A 20,844-nucleotide genomic window follows, 5' to 3' on the forward strand; every position below is an offset into this window, starting at 1 on the left:
GAAAAAACCTTGCTATTTTCCCATTCTATGCCTATAATATTTGCAGACGCGGATAGTCCGCACGCGCGAACTATTAAGCCGCGAAATTAACTGAGAGGCGGGAAGAATCATGAAGATTTTGGTAACAGGCGGCGCGGGGTACATCGGCAGCCACACAGTCCTCACCCTTCTGGAGCAGGGCCATCAGGTGGCGATAGTCGACAACCTCAGCAACAGCAAGAAGACCTCGGTGGAGCGGGTAAAGCAGATAACCGGCAAGGAGGCCTCCTTCTACGAGATAGACGTGCGGGACGAGGAGAAGCTGCGGGAGGCCTTCATAAAGGAGAAGCCCCAGGCAGTCATACACTTCGCCGGGCTCAAGGCCGTGGGTGAGTCCGTGAGGGAGCCTTTGATGTACTATGAGAACAACCTGAACTCCACCCTTGTGCTCCTGAAGGTCATGGAGGAGCAGGGCGTGAAGAATATAATCTTCTCCTCCTCGGCAACAGTGTACGGCGAGCCTGCCACTGTGCCGATTAAGGAGGACTTCCCCCTGCCTGCCAGCGCAAACTGCCCCTATGGCAACACAAAGCTCATGATTGAGCATATTTTAAAGGACTACGCCGTGGCCCATAAGGACTTCAGCCCGGTGCTCCTGCGGTACTTTAACCCTGTGGGCGCCCACGAGAGCGGCCTTTTAGGTGAGGACCCCAACGGCATACCCAATAACCTGGCCCCCTATATCGCCCAGACAGTGGTAGGCAAGCTTGAGAAGCTCCACGTATTCGGGGACGACTACCCCACCCCCGACGGCACCGGCGTGCGGGACTATATCCATGTAGTTGACCTGGCAGAGGGCCATGCCGCCGCCCTGAAGCTCTTTGAGCAGGGGCCCTGCGGCGTGAAGGTATATAACCTGGGCACCGGCAGGGGGGTCTCCGTGCTGGAGATGGTGGCGGCATTCTCCAAGGCCGCCGGAAAGCAGGTGCCCTATGTTATCGACGCCCGCCGCCCCGGGGATATCCCCACCTGCTATGCAGACTGCTCCCTTGCCGAGAAGGAGCTGGGCTGGAAGGCCAAGAAGACCGTGGACGACATGTGCGCCGATACCCTGCGCTGGCAGAAGATGAACCCCAATGGCTTTGAGGATTAGTGAGCGGATAGTCCTTGCCTCCCAGTCCCCCAGCCGCAGAATGCTTTTGGAGCAGGCGGGGGTGGACATAGAGGTCATAGTCTCCGGCGCTGACGAGTCGGTCCCAAAGGAGTACACCCCCCGGGAGACGGTGGAGTGCTTAGCACAGCGCAAGGCGGAGGCAGTGGAGAGGCTCTGCCCCGGGAGGGCCATAATAGCCGCCGACTCTGTTGTGAGCATAGACGGCATGATAATCGGAAAGCCAGGGGACGATGTAGCCGCAAGACAGACCCTCCGGCGGCTCTCCGGCCGCACCCATAAGCTCTATACCGGGGTATGCCTCAGCGTGCGGGGGAAGCGGCAGGTCTTCCACCAGGTCACGTCTGTGACCTTCTATGAGCTCACAGACGAGGAGATAGCCGAGTATGTCTCAATGGGCGAGTCCACCGGGCGGGCCGGGGGCTACGGCATAGAGGGGATAGGGGTAATGCTGGTGAAGGAGATAGCCGGGGACTACCCCAATATCGTCGGCCTCCCGGTAGCCGAGACCCTGCGCCGACTGAGGGATATGCTGTAAAACTGTAAAACTGACGGAACTGCCGCCAGCCATATGCGAACCAAAAGCCCACCCCCTGCGTAGGATAGCAGGGGGTGGTATTGGTATGCGGTACATAAAGAGAAGGTTCCCGCGAAGGTACCGGCGGGCGGGGGGAAGGCGCCGCTGGGTGCTCTTAATAGGGGCGGCGGCTGTAATTATAGGCCTGCTCTGCGAACGGGCCATATCAGGGGTTTCACCGGAGCTCATACAGGAGGCGGCAAGGGGCTATGTGCTGGAGTGCGTCTCGAAGGCCGTGGACGCGGAGCTGGAGGCGGACCCGGCCCCCTTTGTCAGGGTGGAGCGGGAGAGCGGTGGGCAGGTCTCCATGCTCAGCGCGGACCAGGAGCGGCTGAACAGCCTGCGGGCGGGGGTGCTGGAGCGGCTGTCCCGCTCACTGAAGGGGAGGGCCACGGTCTTCGTTCCGGTGGGCAGCCTTACAGGCGTGGGGCTCTTTAACGGCAGGGGCTTCCCTGTGCCCATAAAGCTGCAGCTTGAGGGCTCGGCCGTGGTGGAGTTCTCCACGGAGTTCACCGGCGCGGGGCTGAACCAGACCTGCCACAGGCTGGTGATGACCGTGCAGGCCAGGGTCTGCTCGCCCTCCAGGCGCTTTGAGACCTCGGTTGAGGCCGAGGCTTCAACAGTGCTTGCGGAGACCATGGTGGTAGGCCAGGTGCCAAAGCTCAATATCCAGCCGTAAAATAAAAAAGGCCGGGGCAGAGCGCCCCGGTCTTTTGCTATCTGGTGGGCTGGTGCAGAAGATTTTTCAAGTCCTCCGGGGTCATTTTGGAGCGGTAGAGCTGCTCCTCGTCCAGGTAGTGGAAGTCCACATAGTCCCCGTTTATGTCCACGACCGCCGTCTGTCCCCGGGTGCCGTCCCTGGTTATGGTGACAGTCAGGTCGGGATAATAGGCAAACAGTGAAATATCCTTGTCAAGGGGCTGGGCGTCCTCGGTGAGGGAGGCGAAGCCCTCAATGCGCTGCCTGCTCTTTTCGGTGCTGGCGTTCAGGTGTAGGAGCTTTGTGTGCAGGCCGTAGCCCTGGGAGACGTCCAGCTGCAGTGAGTCGGGCACGGCGCAGCCGGAGAGGGCCAAGAGCATAATAAAGGCGCAGAAGGCGCATAGAGTCCGTTTCAAGGCAGGGCCTCCTTTTACATGAAAATTATGTATATTATTCTACAGTATACCGGGAAAAATGTCAAGGCAGCGCCGTACAATCTTTGTGTGGCGCTGCCGTTATAGTAAACACACTTGAAAATCGGTACATACCGATTTTCAAGCTGGGCGACCACGTCGCCAGGTTCAAAAGAGGTATTCTACCTCTTTTGAACTGTGTTAACTATAGAGGCCTACAGCACCCGCCGCAGTTTGCCCCCGCACCGGCACCTGTACCGCCAGGGGGATTTCACCGCCTTTGACATGCGCATGCGCTCTATCCGCGCCCCGCAGTTCTGACACTCTAAGATATATTTTACCTCCTCTTGCCTGAGGGGGCCCTCCTGGGCACCGGTGCTGACGGTGCGCTCAATTTTGAAGCCCAGCTTCTCGCTTACAAGCCCCGCGTAGGCCTTCCAGCGCTTGCCGTGGTCCCGGCACCCGGGGCAGGTGTGCAGCAGCTCGTGCACAAGAGTCTGCCTTAGCAGGGCCCCGTCCCCCAGCACCCGGTCCGACACCTCTATCCAGTACCGCCCGCCCTGGTAGAAGCAGCAACCCAGTCGCCTTTTGGCCCGGGTATTCACCTGCACCTGTGGCAGCAGCCGCCAGGAGACAGGTATGCCCAGGGCCAGGAGCTCCCGGCGCAGCCCCGCCATGAGGCTGTCAAGTTCATCCTTTGGCACTTAATACACCCCCAAAAATTATAACCCCATTATACCAGGGGCGGGGGAGCTTGGCAAGTGTCAGCCCTTTTTCGGCTGTTTCTTTATTATCAGCTGTCTGCCGTCGGTGCGGGCGGTCATGATGAATACGTCGGACAGATCCGCGCCCTGGAACTTTAGCTGTTCCCGGAGCCAGTGGGGGTCTTTGCCGCAGAGCTTCAGGGAGTGCTCCGAGATATGACCGTCACTGACCACCACCACTTCAAGGGCCTCAGAGGGGGCCTTGACCCCGGCCTGCTTGGGGGTGAGGGAGTCCGCCGAGGCCTTTTTCAGCACGCTCAGCTTGCCGTTTGTCTCAACTATGGCGTAGGCCACGTCCTCAAGGGCAAAGGCCCCCGCAAGGCGCAGCTCCTCGAAAAGGTCCTCGGTGCTCATGCGCAGGCGGCGCATTTGGTCCTGGAGGACCCGGCCGTTCTCTATCACCACCATTGGGCTTCCGCAGACGGCCTGCCTGAATTTGCCGCTTTTGAGCATAAATAAAGACACCACTATCTCACAGACTACCAGCACCAGCATAGGTATAAGGCCGTTCCAAAGGGGGTCGTCGTGCTGCTGGATGGGCATGACGGCAAGCTCGGATATGAGCAGCGTCACCACCAGCTCCGAGGTCTGCAGCTGGCTTATCTGCCGCTTTCCCATTAGCCGCACGCCTATGAGTATGGCTATATACATAATGACGGTGCGCAGGAGAGATATCAGCATAGTTTTCCTCTTTCCCGAAAGAATCTTTATATCAACACCGGTATTATCCCTCGCTCCCCCGGGTTTATCCGTATAATTACAGGGGGATTTGCTAAAACTATCCGTGATTTGAACCTGGGAGGCGGGGAAATGGAGAAGGTATCGGCGGCCCTTTCGGAGAATAAGGAGTATCTACAAAGCGAGTTCAAAAACTCCATGGATTTCATGATGCGCGAGTTGGACCTGTCCGGCACCGGCGCGGCGCTTTTCGCTCTTGATGGGCTGGTGAGCAAGCAGATTATCACACTGAGCATATTAAACCCCCTTATGGAGGCAGGGGAGCTCCCCGGAAGGGGAGCGGAACAGCTCCGGCATATTGAGCGGGCGGTGCTGGGAGCAGTTGAACAGAAGCACGAGAGTAAAATGGACCAGATACTCCTGCTCTTGATGAGCGGCTTTGCGGTGCTTATAATAGACGGCTGCAGTGAGGCCCTGGTATTCGGCGTGCAGGGCTTCGAGAGCCGGGGGCCCGACGAGCCCCAGAACGAGGTCATGCAGCGGGGGGCAAAGGACGGCTTTAACGAGAGCTACCAGAACAATATGGCGATGATACGCCGCAGGATGAAGACCAGCTCGCTGAAGTTTGAAAAGGCCGAGGTGGGCGGGCAGAGCCACACGCCCCTGGCCCTATGCTACCTTGAGGGGACGGTGAGCCCGGAGATACTGGAGCAGGTCCGTGAGCGCCTTAAGGCCTACGACCTGAATACGGCCCTTGGGGCAGGATACCTCACAAGCTTTTTAGAGCGTGGAGGGGTGTTCAGCGGCGTGGGCATGACCGAGCGCCCGGACGTGGTCTGCGGCAAGCTGGAGGAGGGGCGCATAGTCATTCTGGTGGAGGGCACCCCCAGCGCCATAATAGTGCCCTTCCTGTTTGTGGAGAACTTCCAGACCCTGGACGACTACCTTACAAGGCCCTTTTACGGCACCTTTATACGCTGGCTGAAATACGCGGCCTTCTTTCTTAGCACCTTCCTGCCGGGGCTGTATGTGGCAATAGCCACCCACCACCCGGAAATGCTCCCCGAGGCCCTGCTTTTGAAGATATCCGAGTCGGAGTCCCAGACGCCGTTCCCGGTGATGGCGGAGACGCTGATACTGTACTTCCTCTATGAGGTGCTAAGGGAGGCGGGCCTGAGGGCGCCGAAATCCCTGTCGGCTACGGTGAGCATAGTGGGGGGCCTTGTGATAGGGGACACGGCGGTGTCCGCCGGGCTTGTGAGCGCCCCCTCCCTTATGGTGGTGGCCCTCACAGCCATAGCAGGATACGCCGTGCCCAGGCTCTATGAGCCGTTGGCGCTGCTGAGGCTGGCCTTTCTGCTGGCGGGGAATTTTTTTGGGGTATGGGGCGTGATGATAGGCCTTGTGCTGCTCTTAATGGACCTGTGCGGCACAGACAGCTTCGGCGTGCCCCTTATGTCACCTGTGGCCCCGTATAACGGGCGGCTGGCATTTAGGGATGTGTTCGTCCGGGCGGGCTGGCGGCGGCTGGCTAAAGGCAGCGCCAATGTGCAGGATATGCCCGGCAGCAGAGAGATAGGCGAATAGGGGGGAATATAGATGGTTCGCACAAGGATAAGCTCGGCCCAGTTTTTTATGGCGATGTTTGTGTCCCATATACTTGTAACTATAGCCCTGAATGCCCAGTATACTGGGGGCGAGAGCATTCTGGACAATATCATATCCTGCCTTTTGGCCATGGCCCTGGGGGCGCTTATAGCCCTCCCTGTCTGGCTGTGCATGGGCAGGGGCGGCAGTGTGCCGGAGCTGGCGGTAGGCTCCATGGGGAAGCTGGGGTATATCGTGCCCATAGGGTACTGGCTATACTTCCTTCTGGCAGGGGGCTCCTCCCTTGCGCTGTTTCAGATATTCCTTATGGACACGGTAAACCCCGGCTTCTCGGCGGGGCTTGTGACGGCGGCCATAACCGGCGTGGCGCTCTACGGCGCCCTGCGGGGGATAGAGACCGTGGCCCGCTGCGCCTCCTGTGTGCTGATAGTGCTGCTGCTGGGCTGCGGGCTGGTGTTCGGCATTGTGGCGGTGCGCTTTGACCCGGGGAACCTTGAACCCCTGTTCCAGTACGGATACTCCCAGACAGCCAGGGGCACGGCCCTGTTCCTGGCAAGGACCTCCCTGTTTGCGGACATGGGGGTGCTGCTGCCCCAGGTGGCGGGGAAAAAGGGGCGGGGATTTATGGGCTGGATGATAGGGACGGCGGCGTTTGTGTCCCTCACAATCCTGCTGATATCCGGGTGCCTGGGTCGCTACGCCTACGCCCAGAACTTCCCGGTCTATGTGCTGGCCTCCCTTACGGAGGTGCGCTCCCTCCAGCGGCTGGACGCGGTATTTACAGGGGTGTGGATGATGTGCCTTATTATCAAGCTGGCTGTGGACATGTACGCCTGCCGGGTGTGCGTCTTCTCCATAACAGGGGAGCGGGAGAAAAAATGGCCCGTATGGGTGACGGCAGTATTATTGCTGTTGTTGGCCCTGCTCGCCGTGGGTAATTCCGGGGTGCAGGCCCTTCTGCTGGACCCCTGGGCGCTGTGCCTGTGCACGGTGATAACAGGGGCGGGCCTGCCACTTCTCACATGGGCGGCGGCGTTAGTTCGGGGAAAGGGGGCGGGAAAATGAAAAAGCTGGGAGCGGCTCTGCTGGCTGTTATAATGTGTATAACTCTCTCAGGCTGCAATTACCCCGAGCTCTATGAGCGGGTGCTCATACACGGTATCGGCGTGGACTGGACCGGCAGCGGCTACAGGGTGACCGTGCGCTCCTCGGCCTCTGCAGAGGACGAGGGGGAGGAGCTCTTTACCTGTGAGGGGGAGACCGTGCTCCAGGCCCTTTCCGACTTGTCCCTCACCACAGGGCGGGAGCCCTTCTATTCCCATAACTACCTGGTGGTCTTCGGCATGGACTGCGCCCTGAATGGCCTTGACGACTGCCTGGACTTCTTCGTGCGGTACTATAACACCCGGCCCGCCGTGAAGATGTTCCTCTCTGTCACCACCGCCGGGGAGGTGCTGTCCGCTGAGAACGACGGCAAGCTTATGAAGATGTCCCAGCTCCAGGCCCTGGGCAGGGGCGGGAGGTATAACGGCCAGGCGGCTGAGGTGGAGATACTGGACTTTGTGAACGCGGTGAAGGGGGAGGGTGCCTCCCCGGTGCTCCCGGCCCTGCGTGCCACAGAGGAGGGCGTGGAGGTCTTCGCCACAGGCTATTTCAGCGGCTATAAGCTGATGGGGCTGATGGACCCCGGCGGCACCAGGGGATGGCTTGCGGCTATGGACAGGCTGGAGATGGGGGAGCTTACGGTGGGCGGCCCGGAGGAGGGCAGGGTGACCCTCAGCCTTAGGAATGTTTCCGGCAGCATAGAGCCGGACATAGCCGGCGGGCCCTCCTTTAAAATAGAGCTGGAGGTTGACGCGGACATCAGCTCTGCCGACCGGGTGCAGATGGAGCGGCCCGACGCCTACGAAAGGATAGAGGACGCCGCCCGGCAGCTTCTGGAGGGGGAGGTGCACAGCGCCATAGAGCAGGCGGTGATGGAGGACGGCTGCGATATCTTCGGCTTTGGCAGGCTCCTGTACCGTAAGGAGCCGGACTTCTGGCGGGAGCAAAAGGAAAGCTGGCCGGACCTGATGAAAGAGTGCCGGTATCAGGTGTCGGCCAGCGTAAAGGTCAGGCGGCTTGAGCAGGAGAACAGGAACGGAATAGACTGATTAAAATATATTAAATATTTATATAGATATTATAGTGCAGAAGCCAGTAGTTTATCTGGATAAGGTACGCCAGCATTTGGGGCCCCGCCATAAGTTGCCCGAACCAGGGCTTGCCATAGTCGAAGCTCTGGTCCAACAGGGACTTGGCGGCCTCCTCGGAGAGTATCTTATGGATGGGCTGCAGGCTGTCCCTGAGAATATAGGCGAGCCTCTGCTTCATTATCTGCTCATAACCGGGGTTATGGGTCTTGGGGTAGGGGCTCTTTTTGCGCTGTAAAATTTCATCGGGCAGCAGGCCCTTTGCCGCGTCCCTCAAAAGCCCCTTGGGCACGCCGCCGGGACATTTAAAGTCCCAGGGCACGTTAAAGACATATTGAGCTATCCGGTGGTCGCAGTAGGGCACGCGCACCTCAAGGCCGCTCCACATGCTGCAGCGGTCCTTGCGGTCCAGGAGGGTGGACATGAACCACTTCATATTAAGGTAGGATATCTGCCTCATGCGCTGCTGCTGGGGGGTCTCCCCCTTCAGCACCGGCACCTCGGCTATGGTCTCTGAAAGCCTGCTGCCCACATACTCCTCCATATGGAGCTCCCCGCTTATCTCCGGCTTCAAAAGGGAGCGGCGGGTGTCAAGGTTATTGCTCCAGGGGAAGTGGGAGCCGTCGAACATCTCCTGGCGGTGGAACCAGGGGTAGCCGCCGAATATCTCGTCCGCGCACTCCCCGCAGAGGGCCACCACGTGATTTTTCTTTACCTGCCTGCAGAAGTACAGCAGGGAGCCGTCTATATCTGACATGCCCGGCAGGTCCTTGGCTATTACCCCCTCAAAGAGGGAGTCGGCAAGCTGGTCGTTATTGCACAGAAGGGTGCTGTGCTCCGTGCCCAGCACCTCGCTCACCCGCTGGGCCCAGGCCTGGTCCCGGTCCGGCTGGAAGGAGGAGGGGGTGAAGAACTCCTCGTTGCCCTCAAACTCAAAGGAGTAGGTGGAGAGGCCCCTGCCCTGCTCCTTCAGGCAGTTTGAGGCTATGGCAGTAACCACGCTGGAATCAAGGCCGCCGGACAGGAACGTGCAAAGGGGCACGTCGGAGATTAATTGGCGCTTTACAGTGTCTACCAGCAGCTCCCGCACGGTCTTCACAGTGTCCTCATAGGTCTGAGTATGGGGAGCGGCGGTAAGGCTGTAATATTTGTGGTCCTTGAAGCCCTCCCTATCGTATATGGCAAAGTGCCCGGGGCGAAGCTCGCTTATGCCATCGAACACCCCGTGCCCGGGGGTGCGGGCGGGGCCGAGGCCGAATATCTCACAAAGCCCCTCTCTGCCTATCACCGGGTTGACCCCGGGGAACTCAAAGAGCCCCTTTATCTCCGAGGAGAAGGCCAGCCGGGAGTTTTTGAAGGTGTAAAACAGGGGCTTCACCCCGAAGCGGTCCCGGCAGAGGAAGGTGCGCTCCTTAATGCCGTCGTCTATGGCGAAGGCGAAAATGCCGTTGAGCTTCTCGGGGCACTCCTCTCCGTAGCAGAGGTAGGCGTTTAAAACCACCTCCGTGTCGCAGTCGGTATAGAAGGTATAGCCGCGGCTCTCCAAATCGGAGCGCAGCTCCCCGGCGTTATACAGCTCGCCGTTATAGGCTATTGTGCACTCCTTCCCCTCTTTAATGGCGGTCATGGGCTGCTGGCCGTTCTGTGGGTCTATGACCGCAAGGCGCATATGGGCCAGGGCGCAGTGGGACGAGACATGGGCCCCCTGATCGTCGGGGCCCCTATGGGAGAGCCGCCGGGCCATGCGCCGGGCCAGGGCCATCCAGAGATATTTTTCATCAAGCAAGCTGTCGTCGTAGTCGGAAAATCCTGCAAATCCGCACATAAAACCAAACCCTTTCCAGTAAGTATATAATAGTAAACGCACTTAAAAATCGATAAATACCGATTTTTGAACTGCGTTAACTATAATCTAGCACTCCCCATTATATGCGTGCCGGTGTGCAGATTTCCTCGGAAAAAGACGAAAAGCAGCGGCAATATGCCGCTGCCTGAGCTTAACGCCTATATTTATTCCTTCCCGCCGTCCAGGGCCAGCTCACAGAGTATCCTTTCAGCCGCCGCGCGCTTTGCGTTGGACTCGGCGGCAAGCCTCAGTGCCTCCCGCCGCAGGTCCGCCCCCCTCTGGCAGCTCTCCTCAAGCTCCCGGCAGGTTTCGCTCACCGCGCCGGTATGTGCCGCCAGAAAGGCCCCGTAAAGCTCCGGGTCCATGGGCTTCCCCTGGAGCAGCGTGCCGATATCCTGTATGGCAAGCACCTGCTTTAGCATACATATCACCGTCAGCGCCGCCAGATGCTCCCGGCTGTACTTCTTCTTCTCCGGGTGGGGCAGCACGTCCTTTTTCACGTAGTTATTTATCATAGAGTTTGTGAGCAGCACATCCTCCTCGTCCCGCTCAAAAAACCGCAGGCTGTCCCGCAGGTACTGGAGCACCTGGTCCACATAGAGCGGGATAGCCGGAAGCTGCTCCCACAGCGGGCAGGAGAGCTCACGGCCCTCCCTGGCCCAGGCCAGTATCTTTTCCTCAGCGTCCATTTACATTCCTCCCTTACAGCAGCTCTAGTATGCCGGAAATTTCATCTATGCGCCTGAATTCAAGGCCCGGGGCGTCCGCCTCCGGGACCGTCCCGCCGGCGGCCTGGATATGGTCAATGCCAAAGCCCCTGTCCAGCTCCGGGGACCATTGGGCGGCGCTTATCAGCACCGGGACTATACCCAGGGCGGCGGCCCCCGCCAGGTTTTTAGGGTTATCGTCGATAAAAACCGTCTGCTCCGGGGGAAGGCCCATTTTTGAAAGGGCGTCCCGGAACATCCGCCGGTCGGGCTTCAGGGTGCCCAGCTCAAAGCTGAAGGTGGCGCAGTCAAAGTATTTCAGTATGTCGAAATGCTCCAGCAGGGGTATGATAGAGGGCCAGGTGTCGGAGATAATGCCCAGCTTGTATTTGCCCTGCAGGGCCTTAAGGGTGCTTATGGTGCCGTCGAACAACCGGTAATTGTCGTCCTTATTATAGACCTTATCCCCGGCAACGGCTTTTACCTCTTCGCCGGTAAGCCCCAGGCCAAGCTCTGCCGAAAGCACGGTGTAATACTTCAGGAAGATATCATACTCCTCCTCTATGGCAAGCACCGGCCTGCTTTGCTCAACGGCGCGCTCTCTATAGGCGCAGTCCTTCGCGGCCCTCACCCTTTCCGGGGGCATGGCCCTCAGCTTCTCCGGGGAGAAATACCTTTTTGCCAGGTCCGAAAACATGAAGCTCCCCGAGGGCGGGTACAGCAGCGTGCCCCCAAGGTCGAAGAATATCCCCTTAACATTATGCAGCTTTTCCATAGCCATTCCCTCCTCAAACATCCAAAAGCCCCAGTATCCCCGATATCCTGTCTATATCAGGGATACCCTCTGCGGGCACGATACCGGGCATGGCCCTGATGAGCACCGGGTTTATCCCCGCCTCCTGGGCCCCATAGAGGTTTCGGGCGCTGTCGTCCACAAAGACGGTGTTCTCAGCGGGCAGGCCCATCTTAGCCAGAGCGTCCTCGTACATCCTGCGGTCGGGCTTGAAGGCGCCCAGCTCAAAGCTGTAGGTCGCGCAGTCAAAGTATTTCAGTATGCCAAGATATTCCAGCAGCGGCACTATAGATGGCCAGGTATCGGAGATTATCCCCAGCCTGTACCTGCCGCGGACAGCCTCCAGGGTCTCTAAAGTGCTGTCAAACATCCTGTAGTTGTCCGCCTTATTATATACCTTATCCTCCGTGACTATGCGAAGGTCATCGCCGGTGAGCCCCAGCTCGGGCAGGGCCTTGGCAACCGCCTTATAGTATCCGTAAAACTGCTCGTACTCCTCCTCCACGGTGTGCAGCAGGTGGTGCCCGTCCAGCTCCCGGCTGGCCCGGGACATTGCCGCCTGAGGGCCCGGCTCCTGAAGCCTCTCCTTTGGGAAATACCTGTATGCAAGCTCCGAAAACATCCAGCTCCCCGAGGGCGGGTAAATGAGCGTGCCCCCCAGGTCAAAGAATATTCCCTTAATATTATGCAGCTTTTCCATAGACTAATCTCCCCCTTCTCATATATCCAGCAGCTCCAAAAGCCCGGAAATGCGGTCGATACTGTGCACCCCCTCAATGGGCTCGGTATGGCCCATCAGCCCCATATGCACCGGGTGGCGTATGAGCACCGGGCATATGCCCTCCTTCTGCGCCCCCAGCACATTCCCCGGCAGGTCGTCGACGAACAGGGTGTTCTCAGGGGGCAGACCCATTTTAGAAAGGGCGTCCCGGTACATGGCCGGGGACGGCTTGAAGGCGTTTAGCTGGAAGCTGTAGGTGGCACAGTGGAAGTATTTACCTATGTCCATCTGCTCCAGCATATCCCAAACCGAGGGCCAGTTGTCCGAGATGATTCCAAGCCTGTATTTTTTACTCAGGGCCTCAAGGGTCTCCACGGTGTCGTCAAAGATTTGGAAGTTTGCCATATTATACACCTTATCGTCGGTTATCTCCTCAAGCTCCCCTGAGGTAATGCCCAGCTCCGGTAGCTTCTGCGCCAGGGTCCTATAGAAGCGGGCGAAGCGCTCCCGCTCCTCGCCGGTGGTGCTCAGAAGGTGGTCTGATTCCAGCTCCATATTGGCCCTGCGCACAAGCTCCATATTCTCCGGCTCAGCCAGCTTTTCCCGGGGGAAATACTTATATGCAAGCCGGGAAAACAGCCAGCTTCCGGAGGGCGGGTACACGAGCGTGCCGCCTAAGTCCAGAAATATACCCTTAATATCCTTAAGCTTTTTCAAGTAGTCAGCTCCTTTGCCTTTTCCAGTATTGTAAACCATATCATGGGTTTTGTCAATTTTTTCTGGCGTAAAAGGCCCTGTGTTAATCTCCGTTGCTTGACGCAACGGCCAGATAGCCGTACAATATAGTAAACACAGCGGTGCGGATACACCTGTGCCGCAGTGGTTACTATAACGCCATAGACTCGCAGAAAAGAGGTTATGCAGAATGTTAAGCGAAAACATCAGGGCCATGAGAAAGTCCAAGGGCCTCTCCCAGGAGGAGCTTGCGGTAAAGCTGAACGTGGTGCGCCAGACCGTGTCCAAATGGGAGCAGGGGCTGTCCGTGCCGGACGCGGACATGCTCATATCCATATCAAAGGTATTTGAAGCGCCGGTGGGCACCCTGCTGGGGGAAACTGTCGCCGGGGAGGAGCCTGGGGAGCTCAGGGCCATATCAGAGAAGCTGGAGGTCATAAACCTCCAGCTGGCGCGCAGGAAGTCGGCGCGCAGGGAGGCGGTTCTCTGGCTGCTTTTATCCATATGTGCGGCGGTGCTTATCTGCTTCGCGGTTCTGGTGGTGCTGGACAGCCCGTATAAGGGCTGGGACTGGAGCGACCCGGAGCTCGCTGTGGCGGGAACGGCATACCACGCCTTTGAGTGGGTGTTTATAAGATTGGCGCCCCTCATATTTACCGGCTCAGCCGCAGGCGTTGCCGTTATGCTGGTTAGGAAAAGGGATTAACAGGGAGAAAATCAAAGGGGGCGGCCCTCCTGCGCGGGGCCGCCCCCTTTGATTTTTGCAGGCAAAACGGTTGCCTTTCGCCCCGGCTTATGGTAAAATCTAGGGGACTGGAATCCATATGAGAAAGGTAATGTGAAAATGGGGTTTGATAAAGAGGAAATACTGGAGCTGCGCCGGAGGGTGCTGAGAAAGGACTTCTCCCGCATGAACGACCGCCAGCAGCAGGCGGTTTTCCACTCAGAGGGCCCGGTGCTGATACTTGCGGGGGCAGGCAGCGGCAAGACCACGGTGCTTGTGAACCGCATAGCCAATCTGGTGCGCTACGGCAAGGCCTATGAGAGCACGTTCATACAGCCGGAGTTTACAGAGGACGACGCCGAAGGCTGCAAAAGCTACCTTGAGGGCGGGGAGCTTTCTGAGATAACCCGGGCCCGGCTCTCGGTGTCGGCCCCGGCGCCCTGGAGGATAATGGCGATAACCTTCACAAATAAGGCGGCCGGGGAGCTGAAGGAGCGCCTCTCGGCCATGCTTGGGGAGCCTGGGCAGGATATCTGGGCCTCCACCTTCCACTCAAGCTGCGCCCGTATGCTCCGGCGGGACGGGGAGCGGCTGGGGTACAGCTCCCATTTTACCATCTACGACACCGACGACAGCCGCCGCCTGATGAAGGAGGTCATGCGGGACCTTGAGATAAACGAGAAAAACATCTCCCATAAGTCAATACTCTCCGAGATATCCCGGGCCAAGGACAGCCTTGTGTCCCCGGAGGAGTACGAGTCCCAGGCGGGGGCGGACTTCAGGCTCAAGGTGATAGCCAGGGCCTATATGGCCTACCAGCGTCGCCTTGCCGACTCCGACGCCATGGACTTCGACGACCTGCTGGTGAACACCGTAAGGCTCTTTGAGAAGTGCCCGGACGTGCTGGAATACTATAGGGAGCGCTTTAGGTATATTATGGTGGACGAGTACCAGGACACAAACCACGCCCAATACCGCTTTGTGAGCCTGCTTGCGGCAAAGCACAACAACCTCTGCGTGGTGGGGGACGACGACCAGAGCATATATAAGTTCCGGGGGGCCACCATCGAGAACATCATGAACTTTGAGCAGGACTTCCCCGGGGCCATGGTGGTGCGCCTGGAGCAGAACTACCGCTCCACCCAGAACATACTGGACGCGGCAAACGCCGTCATAGCCCATAATTTAGAGCGCAAGGGCAAGACCCTCTGGACCGCCGCCGGTCCCGGGGAGAAGCTGCACCTGCACACCGCCGAGAATGAGCAGGACGAGGCGGACAGGGTCGCCAGGGTGATATTGGACGGGGTTGCAAAGGGAAGGAAATTTTCCGACTACGCCGTACTCTACCGCATGAACTCCCAGTCCCTTACCTTCGAGAGGATGTTCGCAAAGTCCGGCGTGCCCCACAGGATAATCGGCGGCACACGCTTCTTTGACCGCAGGGAGGTCCGGGACATGATAGCTTATCTCAGCGTGATAAATAATCCCGGGGACGAGATAAGGCTTAGGCGCATACTGAACACCCCAAAGCGGGGCATAGGGGACAAGACCGCCGACACCGCCGCGGGGATAGGCCAGCAGGTGGGGGAGAGCATGTTCCAGGTAATAAGCCACCCGGAGGAGTTCCCGGCAATCACAAAGGCCGCCGCAAAGAAGCTCTCGGGCTTTGCCGGCATGATGCAGGAGCTGATAGACAAGGCCGAGGAGGGCATGGCCCCCAGCGAGCTGTATGCGGAACTCCTGGAGCAGACCGGCTATACAATGTTCCTGCGCACAGAGGAACCGGAGAAGGCCGAGGAGCGCATTGAGAACGTCCAGGAGCTCTCCTCAATGCTCCAGCGCTATGAGCAGGAGAACGGCAGCGAGGCCAGCCTCTCGGGCTTCCTGGAGGAGGTGGCGCTGTTCACCGACATAGACAACTACGACGCGGGGGCCGACTCCGCCGTGCTCATGACAATACACTCCGCAAAGGGCTTGGAGTTCCCGGTGGTGTTCCTGCCCGGCTGGGAGGAGGGGGTATTCCCCGGCAGCGCCGTGCTGTACGACCCCTCGGAAGCGGAGGAGGAGCGCAGGCTCGCCTATGTAGCCATCACCAGGGCCAGGGAGGAGCTGTATATATATAACGCGGAGAGCCGCATGATATTCGGCTCCACAAGCCATAACAGGATATCCCGCTTTGCCGACGAGATACCGGGGGAGCTTATGGAGCGTAGTCGCTCCAGGGAGTACGCCTACCGCCCGGAGAGCATTTCCCTCGGCGGCACCGGGGCCGCGGCTCCAAAAGCCAAGCCCGCCTATAAGCCGCCGGTCCATAAGCCCGCCCCCGCGGGCACCTATAAGGTGGGGGACAGCGTGCAGCACAAGACCTTCGGCACCGGGCTCATCCTGGGCGCTACCCCAATGGCAAACGACACCCTTTTGGAGATAGCCTTTGACAAGGCCGGGACCAAGAAGCTCATGGCGAACTTCGCAAGGCTCACGAAGCTTTAAGGAGGTGCGGTACTTTGAAAGTTTGCTTGACAGTTCCCGAGCGCTTTGCCGCCCAGAGAGAGCTGCCCCTGCTCCTTGAGGAGCAGGCGGATTTAACCGTGTTCCCCGAGGGTTTCCTGCGCTCTAAGGAGGACCTGGCGCTGGCTGTGGAGCTGACCGTGGGAAGGCCCGGCACGGTGCTTGCGGGCTATAGGGACGGCGAATGGGAGAAGGCGGTGGCGATAGAAAACGGCAGGGTGAGGGACCAGTACGCCAAGTGTATCCTGACAGGCGGGGAGCGGGAGAGAAAGCGCCCGGGATACCGTATCCGCTGCCTTGACAGCAGCCTTGGAAAGCTGGCTGTGCCAATTTGTTATGAGGTGCACTTCCCCGAGGTCTGCCGGGTGATGGCCCTGGAGGGCCCGGCGCTTATGGTGAACATTATCGGCACCGGCATGTACCACCCCCTCCAGTACGAACAGTGGCGGGCTATTGCCAGGGCCCGGGCCATTGAGAACGAGGTGCCGGCAGTAGGCTGCTGCCATTTCTGTGGGGAGCTGCCCCTGGCCTTTGCCTTTGACAGCAGCGGCAGGGAGCTCCTTGAGGTTCAGGGCAGGCACGGCGCGTTTACGGTGGAAATAGACATATCCGGCGAAAAGCCCATAGGCTATATGGCCGACAGGAGGCCGGAGCTTTTCGGGCCGCTCTCTGCGGCAGCCGTTTAAGTATAAGTCTGGAGGGATAGGGAAAGCATGATAACAGAGCTAAAGGAAAAAACTGAGAAGGAGCAGGCCTGCCGGGAGATATTAAGCTCGCTGCCCGACTGGTTTGGGAACCCGGAGTCCGTGGAGGAGTACGCCGCAAGCTGCCGGGAGCTGCCCGTATGGGCGGATATATGCTCCGGCACGGCGGCGGGCTTTATCGCCTTTAGGCCCACAAGCGGCTGCGCCGGTGAGATATACGTAATGGGGGTCCGCCGGGAGCTGCACCGCAGGGGCCTGGGCCGGGAGCTTTTCAGGCCGCTGTATGCCTACGCCAGGGAAAACGGCTTTCAGTTCCTGACGGTGAAGACTGTGCAGCAGGGGAAATACCCCGACTACGACAGGACCAACCTGTTTTATAAAAGCCTGGGCTTCCTGGAGCTTGAGTGCTTCCCGGGGCTATGGGATGAGCAGAACCCCTGCCAGGTATATATTATGGATGTAAAATAAAGTAAAGGAGGCCAGTATCTGTGAGGAAATTATTGGTTTATATGAAGGGCTTCCGCAAGGAATGCGTGCTGGGGCCGCTGTTCAAGCTCCTGGAGGCGTCCTTCGAGCTGCTGGTGCCTTTGGTGATGGCGGCGGTGATAGACACCGGGATAGGTGGCAGGGACAGGGAGTATATAGTACGTATGTGCGCGGTGCTTGTGGGCCTTGGGATAGTGGGGCTCGCCTGCTCCCTTACGGCCCAGTATTTTGCGGCAAAGGCCTCGGTGGGCTTCGCCGCAAGGCTGCGGGCGGCGCTCTTTGGGCGCATACAGAGCCTGAGCTTCTCTGACATGGACGTGCAGGGCCCGTCTACCCTTATCACCCGCATGACAAGCGACATAAACCAGGTGCAGAACGGCGTAAACCTGACCCTAAGGCTCCTTCTGCGCTCGCCCTTCGTGGTGCTGGGGGCAATGGTAATGGCCTTCACCATCGACTGGAAGGCCGCCATTATCTTTGCGGCGGTGATACCCCTGCTGTCCGTGGTGGTCTTCGGCGTAATGCTCTGGACCATGCCCCGCTATAAGCAGGTGCAGGGGAAGCTTGACAAGGTGCTGGGCACAACCCGGGAAAACCTTACCGGAGTGCGGGTAGTCCGGGCCTTCGGGCGTGAGGAGTCCGAGACGGAGGAATTTGAGAGGGAGAACAACGCCCTCACCCGCCTGCAGGTGTTTGTGGGCCGGGTCTCGGCCCTGATGAACCCCATGACATATATCCTTATAAACCTTGGGACAATGGTGCTCATATGGGTGGGAGCCATCCGGGTCGACACCGCCGTGATAACCCAGGGCGCTGTGGTGGCGCTCCTGAACTATATGTCCCAGATACTGGTGGAGCTGGTAAAGCTGGCAAACCTCATTATAAATATCTCAAAGGCCCTGGCCTGCGCCAACCGCATTTCCGGCGTGCTGGACATAGAGCCCGGAATGTCCGGCCCACCAGAGGGCGGCAGGGGGGACAGGGCCTCGGTGTCCTTTGAGAACGTGGAGCTCACCTATAAGGGCGCCGGGGGCCCATCACTTTCCGGCATAAGCTTTTCGGCCCCGGCAGGCTCCACCGTGGGAATTATCGGCGGCACCGGCAGCGGCAAGTCCTCCCTTATAAACCTGATACCCCGCTTCTACGATGTAACCGGGGGGAGCGTAAAGGTGGGGGGCCTGGACGTGAAGGGCTGGGATTTGGAGGCCCTGAGGGGCAGGGTGGGCGTTGTGCCCCAGAAGGCCGTGCTGTTTACCGGCACCATCAGGGAAAACCTGCTCTGGGGCAATGAGAACGCCACGGAGGAGGAGCTATGGCAGGCCCTGGAGACCGCCCAGGCAAAGGAGTTCGTGTCAGGGAAGCCCAGGGGCCTGGACGAGCCGGTGGAGCAGGGGGGCAGGAACTTCTCCGGGGGCCAGCGCCAGCGGCTCACCATAGCCAGGGCCCTGGTGCGAAGGCCCGATATCCTCATGCTGGATGACAGCGCCAGCGCCCTGGACTTTGCCACGGATTTAAAGCTGCGCCAGGCCATAAGCCGTCTACCCAACGGGCCGACGGTGTTTATAGTCTCCCAGCGGGCCTCCTCCATCCAGCACGCGGACATTATCGTTGTGCTGGACAACGGGCAGTCCGTGGGAGTGGGCTCCCATGAGGAGCTTTTAGAGAGCTGCGAGGTATACCGGGAGATATACGAATCCCAATTTGACAGGGGGGACAGGAAATGAAGCAGAAGGCCAGCAAGGGTACGCTGAAAAAGGTGCTGCGCTATATCCGGCGGTACAGCTTCTTCGTGGGGCTGTCGGTGCTGCTGGCGGCGGCGTCGGTGGCGGCGACCCTCTATATCCCCATTTTGACCGGCGACGCGGTGGACCATATAATAGGCCCGGGCAACGTGGACTTCGGGGCCGTCTTCTCAATACTTGTGAAGATAGGAGTTATAGTTGGCCTTGCGGCCATGGCCCAGTGGGCCATGAGCCTGATAAACAACCGCATTACCTATAGGGTGGTGAGGGACATAAGGAACGAGGCCTTTAAAAAGCTCCAGAAGCTCCCACTGAGCTATATCGACTCCCATCCGGCGGGGGAAATAGTCAGCAGGGTAATAGCCGACGTGGACCAGTTTGCGGACGGCCTCCTAATGGGCTTCACCCAGCTTTTTACAGGGGTCATAACCATACTGGGCACCTTGGGCTTCATGTTCTCAGTAAATATCACCATAACCCTGGTGGTGCTGCTGGTGACCCCTATATCCCTTGTGGTGGCGGCGTTTATAGCCAAGAGCACCTATAATATGTTCCGGCTCCAGTCTCAGGTGCGCGGGGAGCAGACCGGCTTTGTGGAGGAGACTGTGGGCAATCAGAAGGTGGTAAAGGCCTTCGGGCAGGAGCGCCGGGCCATGGAGCGCTTCAGCGAGATAAACGAGCGCCTGCGGGCCTGCTCCCTTCGGGCCATCTTCTTCTCCTCCATCACAAACCCCAGCACCCGCTTTGTAAACTCCCTGGTGTACACAGGGGTGGGCATAGTGGGTGCCATCTCAGTGGTGGGGGGCGGGCTCAGCGTGGGCCAGCTCACCTGCTTTTTAAGCTATGCGAACCAGTATACGAAGCCCTTTAACGAGATATCCGGCGTGGTGACGGAGCTGCAGAACGCCCTGGCATGTGCGGCAAGGGTCTTCGAGCTCATTGAGCAGGAGCAGGAGATACCCGATAATGACAGCGCCCAGGAGCTTCAGAGGGCGGATGGCGCTGTGGGGATAGACGGGGTATACTTCTCCTATAAGCCCGGGCAGCGGCTTATTGAGGACTTTACTCTTAATGTGGAGCCCGGGCAGCGGGTCGCCCTGGTGGGGCCCACCGGCTGTGGGAAGACCACGGTTATAAACCTTTTAATGCGCTTCTACGACGTGACCGCCGGGGGCATATCCGTGGACGGCACGGACATCAGGGATATCACCCGCAGGAGCCTGCGCCGGAACTACGGCATGGTGCTCCAGGACACCTGGCTGAAAAACGGCACTGTGCGGGAGAATATCGCCTACAGCCGCCCTGAGGCAAGTTTTGAGGAGATAGAGCAGGCGGCAAAGGCCGCCCACGCCCACAGCTTTATAAAGCGTATGCCAAAGGGCTATGACACGGTGATAGGCGAGGATTTGGGCGGGCTTAGCCAGGGCCAGAAGCAGCTGCTCTGCATAGCCAGGGTAATGCTCTCCCTGCCCCCGATGCTCATTCTGGACGAGGCCACCTCATCTATCGACACCCGCACCGAGATACGCATACAGAAGGCCTTCGCCAAGATGATGAAGGGCCGCACCAGCTTCATAGTGGCCCACCGCCTTTCCACCATCCGGGACGCGGACGTGATACTGGTAATGCGGGACGGCCATATTATAGAGCAGGGCAGCCACCGGGAGCTTCTCCGGCTGGGGGGCTTCTATGCGGAGCTCTATAACAGCCAGTTTGCGTCAACGTAAACCGGGGCCTATGGGTTTTCCTATAACCCAACAGCTATAACTTAACAGTGAGGGCGCCTTAACAATGGGC

Annotated in this window: 20 protein-coding genes; 12 read left to right on the plus strand and 8 right to left on the minus strand. The window is 58.9% G+C overall.

What is annotated here, in order from left to right:
* Window positions 1–109 precede the first annotated feature (109 nt).
* From galE to D5270_RS08750, 3 genes are all read left to right on the plus strand, one after another.
* The gene (galE, locus tag D5270_RS08740; protein ID WP_166543735.1) at window positions 110–1,132 is read left to right on the plus strand and encodes a UDP-glucose 4-epimerase GalE; all 1,023 of its coding nucleotides are present in this window, start codon (window positions 110–112) and stop codon (window positions 1,130–1,132) included.
* On the plus strand, window positions 1,116–1,688 hold the full coding sequence (locus tag D5270_RS08745) for a Maf family protein (protein WP_166543736.1): 573 nt from the start codon (window positions 1,116–1,118) through the stop codon (window positions 1,686–1,688). Before galE ends, D5270_RS08745 begins: the two co-directional genes overlap by 17 nt.
* An 85-nt stretch (window positions 1,689–1,773) precedes the next feature.
* Complete coding sequence (locus D5270_RS08750; RefSeq protein ID WP_166543737.1) at window positions 1,774–2,406, plus strand: sporulation protein YunB; 633 nt, start codon at window positions 1,774–1,776, stop codon at window positions 2,404–2,406.
* A gap of 37 nt (window positions 2,407–2,443) precedes the next feature.
* Here D5270_RS08750 and D5270_RS08755 read toward each other — a convergent pair whose 3' ends face one another.
* The 3 genes from D5270_RS08755 to D5270_RS08765 form a co-directional block, all read right to left on the minus strand.
* A complete protein-coding gene (locus tag D5270_RS08755; RefSeq protein ID WP_166543738.1) occupies window positions 2,444–2,842 on the minus strand; it encodes a hypothetical protein in 399 nt (132 codons plus the stop codon).
* A 212-nt stretch (window positions 2,843–3,054) separates the two neighbouring features.
* Window positions 3,055–3,543 carry a SprT-like domain-containing protein gene (locus D5270_RS08760; protein WP_166543739.1) on the minus strand — a complete coding sequence of 163 codons (489 nt, stop codon included), beginning with the start codon at window positions 3,541–3,543 and terminating at the stop codon, window positions 3,055–3,057.
* A 60-nt stretch (window positions 3,544–3,603) separates the two neighbouring features.
* Window positions 3,604–4,284 carry a DUF421 domain-containing protein gene (locus tag D5270_RS08765; RefSeq protein ID WP_166543740.1) on the minus strand — a complete coding sequence of 227 codons (681 nt, stop codon included), beginning with the start codon at window positions 4,282–4,284 and terminating at the stop codon, window positions 3,604–3,606.
* Between the two features lie 129 nt (window positions 4,285–4,413).
* Between D5270_RS08765 and D5270_RS08770 the strand changes: the two genes are divergently transcribed.
* The 3 genes from D5270_RS08770 to D5270_RS08780 are packed head-to-tail and all read left to right on the plus strand — an operon-like array spanning window position 4,414 to window position 8,042.
* Window positions 4,414–5,868 carry a spore germination protein gene (locus D5270_RS08770; protein WP_166543741.1) on the plus strand — a complete coding sequence of 485 codons (1,455 nt, stop codon included), beginning with the start codon at window positions 4,414–4,416 and terminating at the stop codon, window positions 5,866–5,868.
* Window positions 5,869–5,880: 12 nt separating this feature from the next.
* Window positions 5,881–6,954, plus strand: coding sequence for a GerAB/ArcD/ProY family transporter (locus D5270_RS08775; protein WP_166543742.1), 1,074 nt, complete (start codon window positions 5,881–5,883; stop codon window positions 6,952–6,954).
* Window positions 6,951–8,042 (plus strand): Ger(x)C family spore germination protein, encoded by a 1,092-nt coding sequence (locus tag D5270_RS08780; protein ID WP_166543743.1) that lies wholly within the window; start codon window positions 6,951–6,953, stop codon window positions 8,040–8,042. The genes D5270_RS08775 and D5270_RS08780 overlap by 4 nt, the downstream gene beginning before the upstream one ends.
* Before the next feature lie 10 nt (window positions 8,043–8,052).
* Here the strand turns inward: D5270_RS08780 and asnB are convergent, their stop codons facing one another.
* The 5 genes from asnB to D5270_RS08805 form a co-directional block, all read right to left on the minus strand.
* Window positions 8,053–9,906 carry an asparagine synthase (glutamine-hydrolyzing) gene (gene asnB / locus D5270_RS08785; protein ID WP_166543744.1) on the minus strand — a complete coding sequence of 618 codons (1,854 nt, stop codon included), beginning with the start codon at window positions 9,904–9,906 and terminating at the stop codon, window positions 8,053–8,055.
* Between the two features lie 185 nt (window positions 9,907–10,091).
* The gene (locus D5270_RS08790) at window positions 10,092–10,616 is read right to left on the minus strand and encodes a DUF1836 domain-containing protein (protein ID WP_166543745.1); all 525 of its coding nucleotides are present in this window, start codon (window positions 10,614–10,616) and stop codon (window positions 10,092–10,094) included.
* Between the two features lie 13 nt (window positions 10,617–10,629).
* A complete protein-coding gene (locus D5270_RS08795) occupies window positions 10,630–11,409 on the minus strand; it encodes an HAD family hydrolase (protein WP_166543746.1) in 780 nt (259 codons plus the stop codon).
* A 13-nt stretch (window positions 11,410–11,422) separates the two neighbouring features.
* Window positions 11,423–12,127 (minus strand): HAD family hydrolase, encoded by a 705-nt coding sequence (locus D5270_RS08800; RefSeq protein WP_166543747.1) that lies wholly within the window; start codon window positions 12,125–12,127, stop codon window positions 11,423–11,425.
* Between the two features lie 18 nt (window positions 12,128–12,145).
* Window positions 12,146–12,865 carry an HAD family hydrolase gene (locus D5270_RS08805; protein WP_166543748.1) on the minus strand — a complete coding sequence of 240 codons (720 nt, stop codon included), beginning with the start codon at window positions 12,863–12,865 and terminating at the stop codon, window positions 12,146–12,148.
* A gap of 208 nt (window positions 12,866–13,073) precedes the next feature.
* Between D5270_RS08805 and D5270_RS08810 the strand changes: the two genes are divergently transcribed.
* The 6 genes from D5270_RS08810 (at window position 13,074) to D5270_RS08835 (ending at window position 20,774) form a co-directional block, all read left to right on the plus strand.
* Window positions 13,074–13,589, plus strand: a complete 516-nt coding sequence (locus D5270_RS08810) for a helix-turn-helix domain-containing protein (protein ID WP_166543749.1) — start codon at window positions 13,074–13,076, stop codon at window positions 13,587–13,589.
* Window positions 13,590–13,727: 138 nt separating this feature from the next.
* Window positions 13,728–16,097 carry an ATP-dependent helicase gene (locus D5270_RS08815; RefSeq protein WP_166543750.1) on the plus strand — a complete coding sequence of 790 codons (2,370 nt, stop codon included), beginning with the start codon at window positions 13,728–13,730 and terminating at the stop codon, window positions 16,095–16,097.
* Between the two features lie 14 nt (window positions 16,098–16,111).
* Window positions 16,112–16,801 (plus strand): carbon-nitrogen hydrolase family protein, encoded by a 690-nt coding sequence (locus D5270_RS08820; RefSeq protein WP_166543751.1) that lies wholly within the window; start codon window positions 16,112–16,114, stop codon window positions 16,799–16,801.
* A gap of 27 nt (window positions 16,802–16,828) precedes the next feature.
* Window positions 16,829–17,287, plus strand: a complete 459-nt coding sequence (locus D5270_RS08825) for a GNAT family N-acetyltransferase (protein WP_166543752.1) — start codon at window positions 16,829–16,831, stop codon at window positions 17,285–17,287.
* A gap of 20 nt (window positions 17,288–17,307) precedes the next feature.
* Entirely contained in the window at window positions 17,308–19,029 is a 1,722-nt protein-coding gene (locus D5270_RS08830; RefSeq protein ID WP_166543753.1) for an ABC transporter ATP-binding protein, read from the plus strand.
* Window positions 19,026–20,774, plus strand: coding sequence for an ABC transporter ATP-binding protein (locus D5270_RS08835; protein ID WP_166543754.1), 1,749 nt, complete (start codon window positions 19,026–19,028; stop codon window positions 20,772–20,774). Before D5270_RS08830 ends, D5270_RS08835 begins: the two co-directional genes overlap by 4 nt.
* Window positions 20,775–20,844 lie beyond the last annotated feature (70 nt).

This window comes from Acutalibacter sp. 1XD8-36, from assembly GCF_009917525.1.
Lineage (GTDB): Bacteria > Bacillota > Clostridia > Oscillospirales > Acutalibacteraceae > Acutalibacter.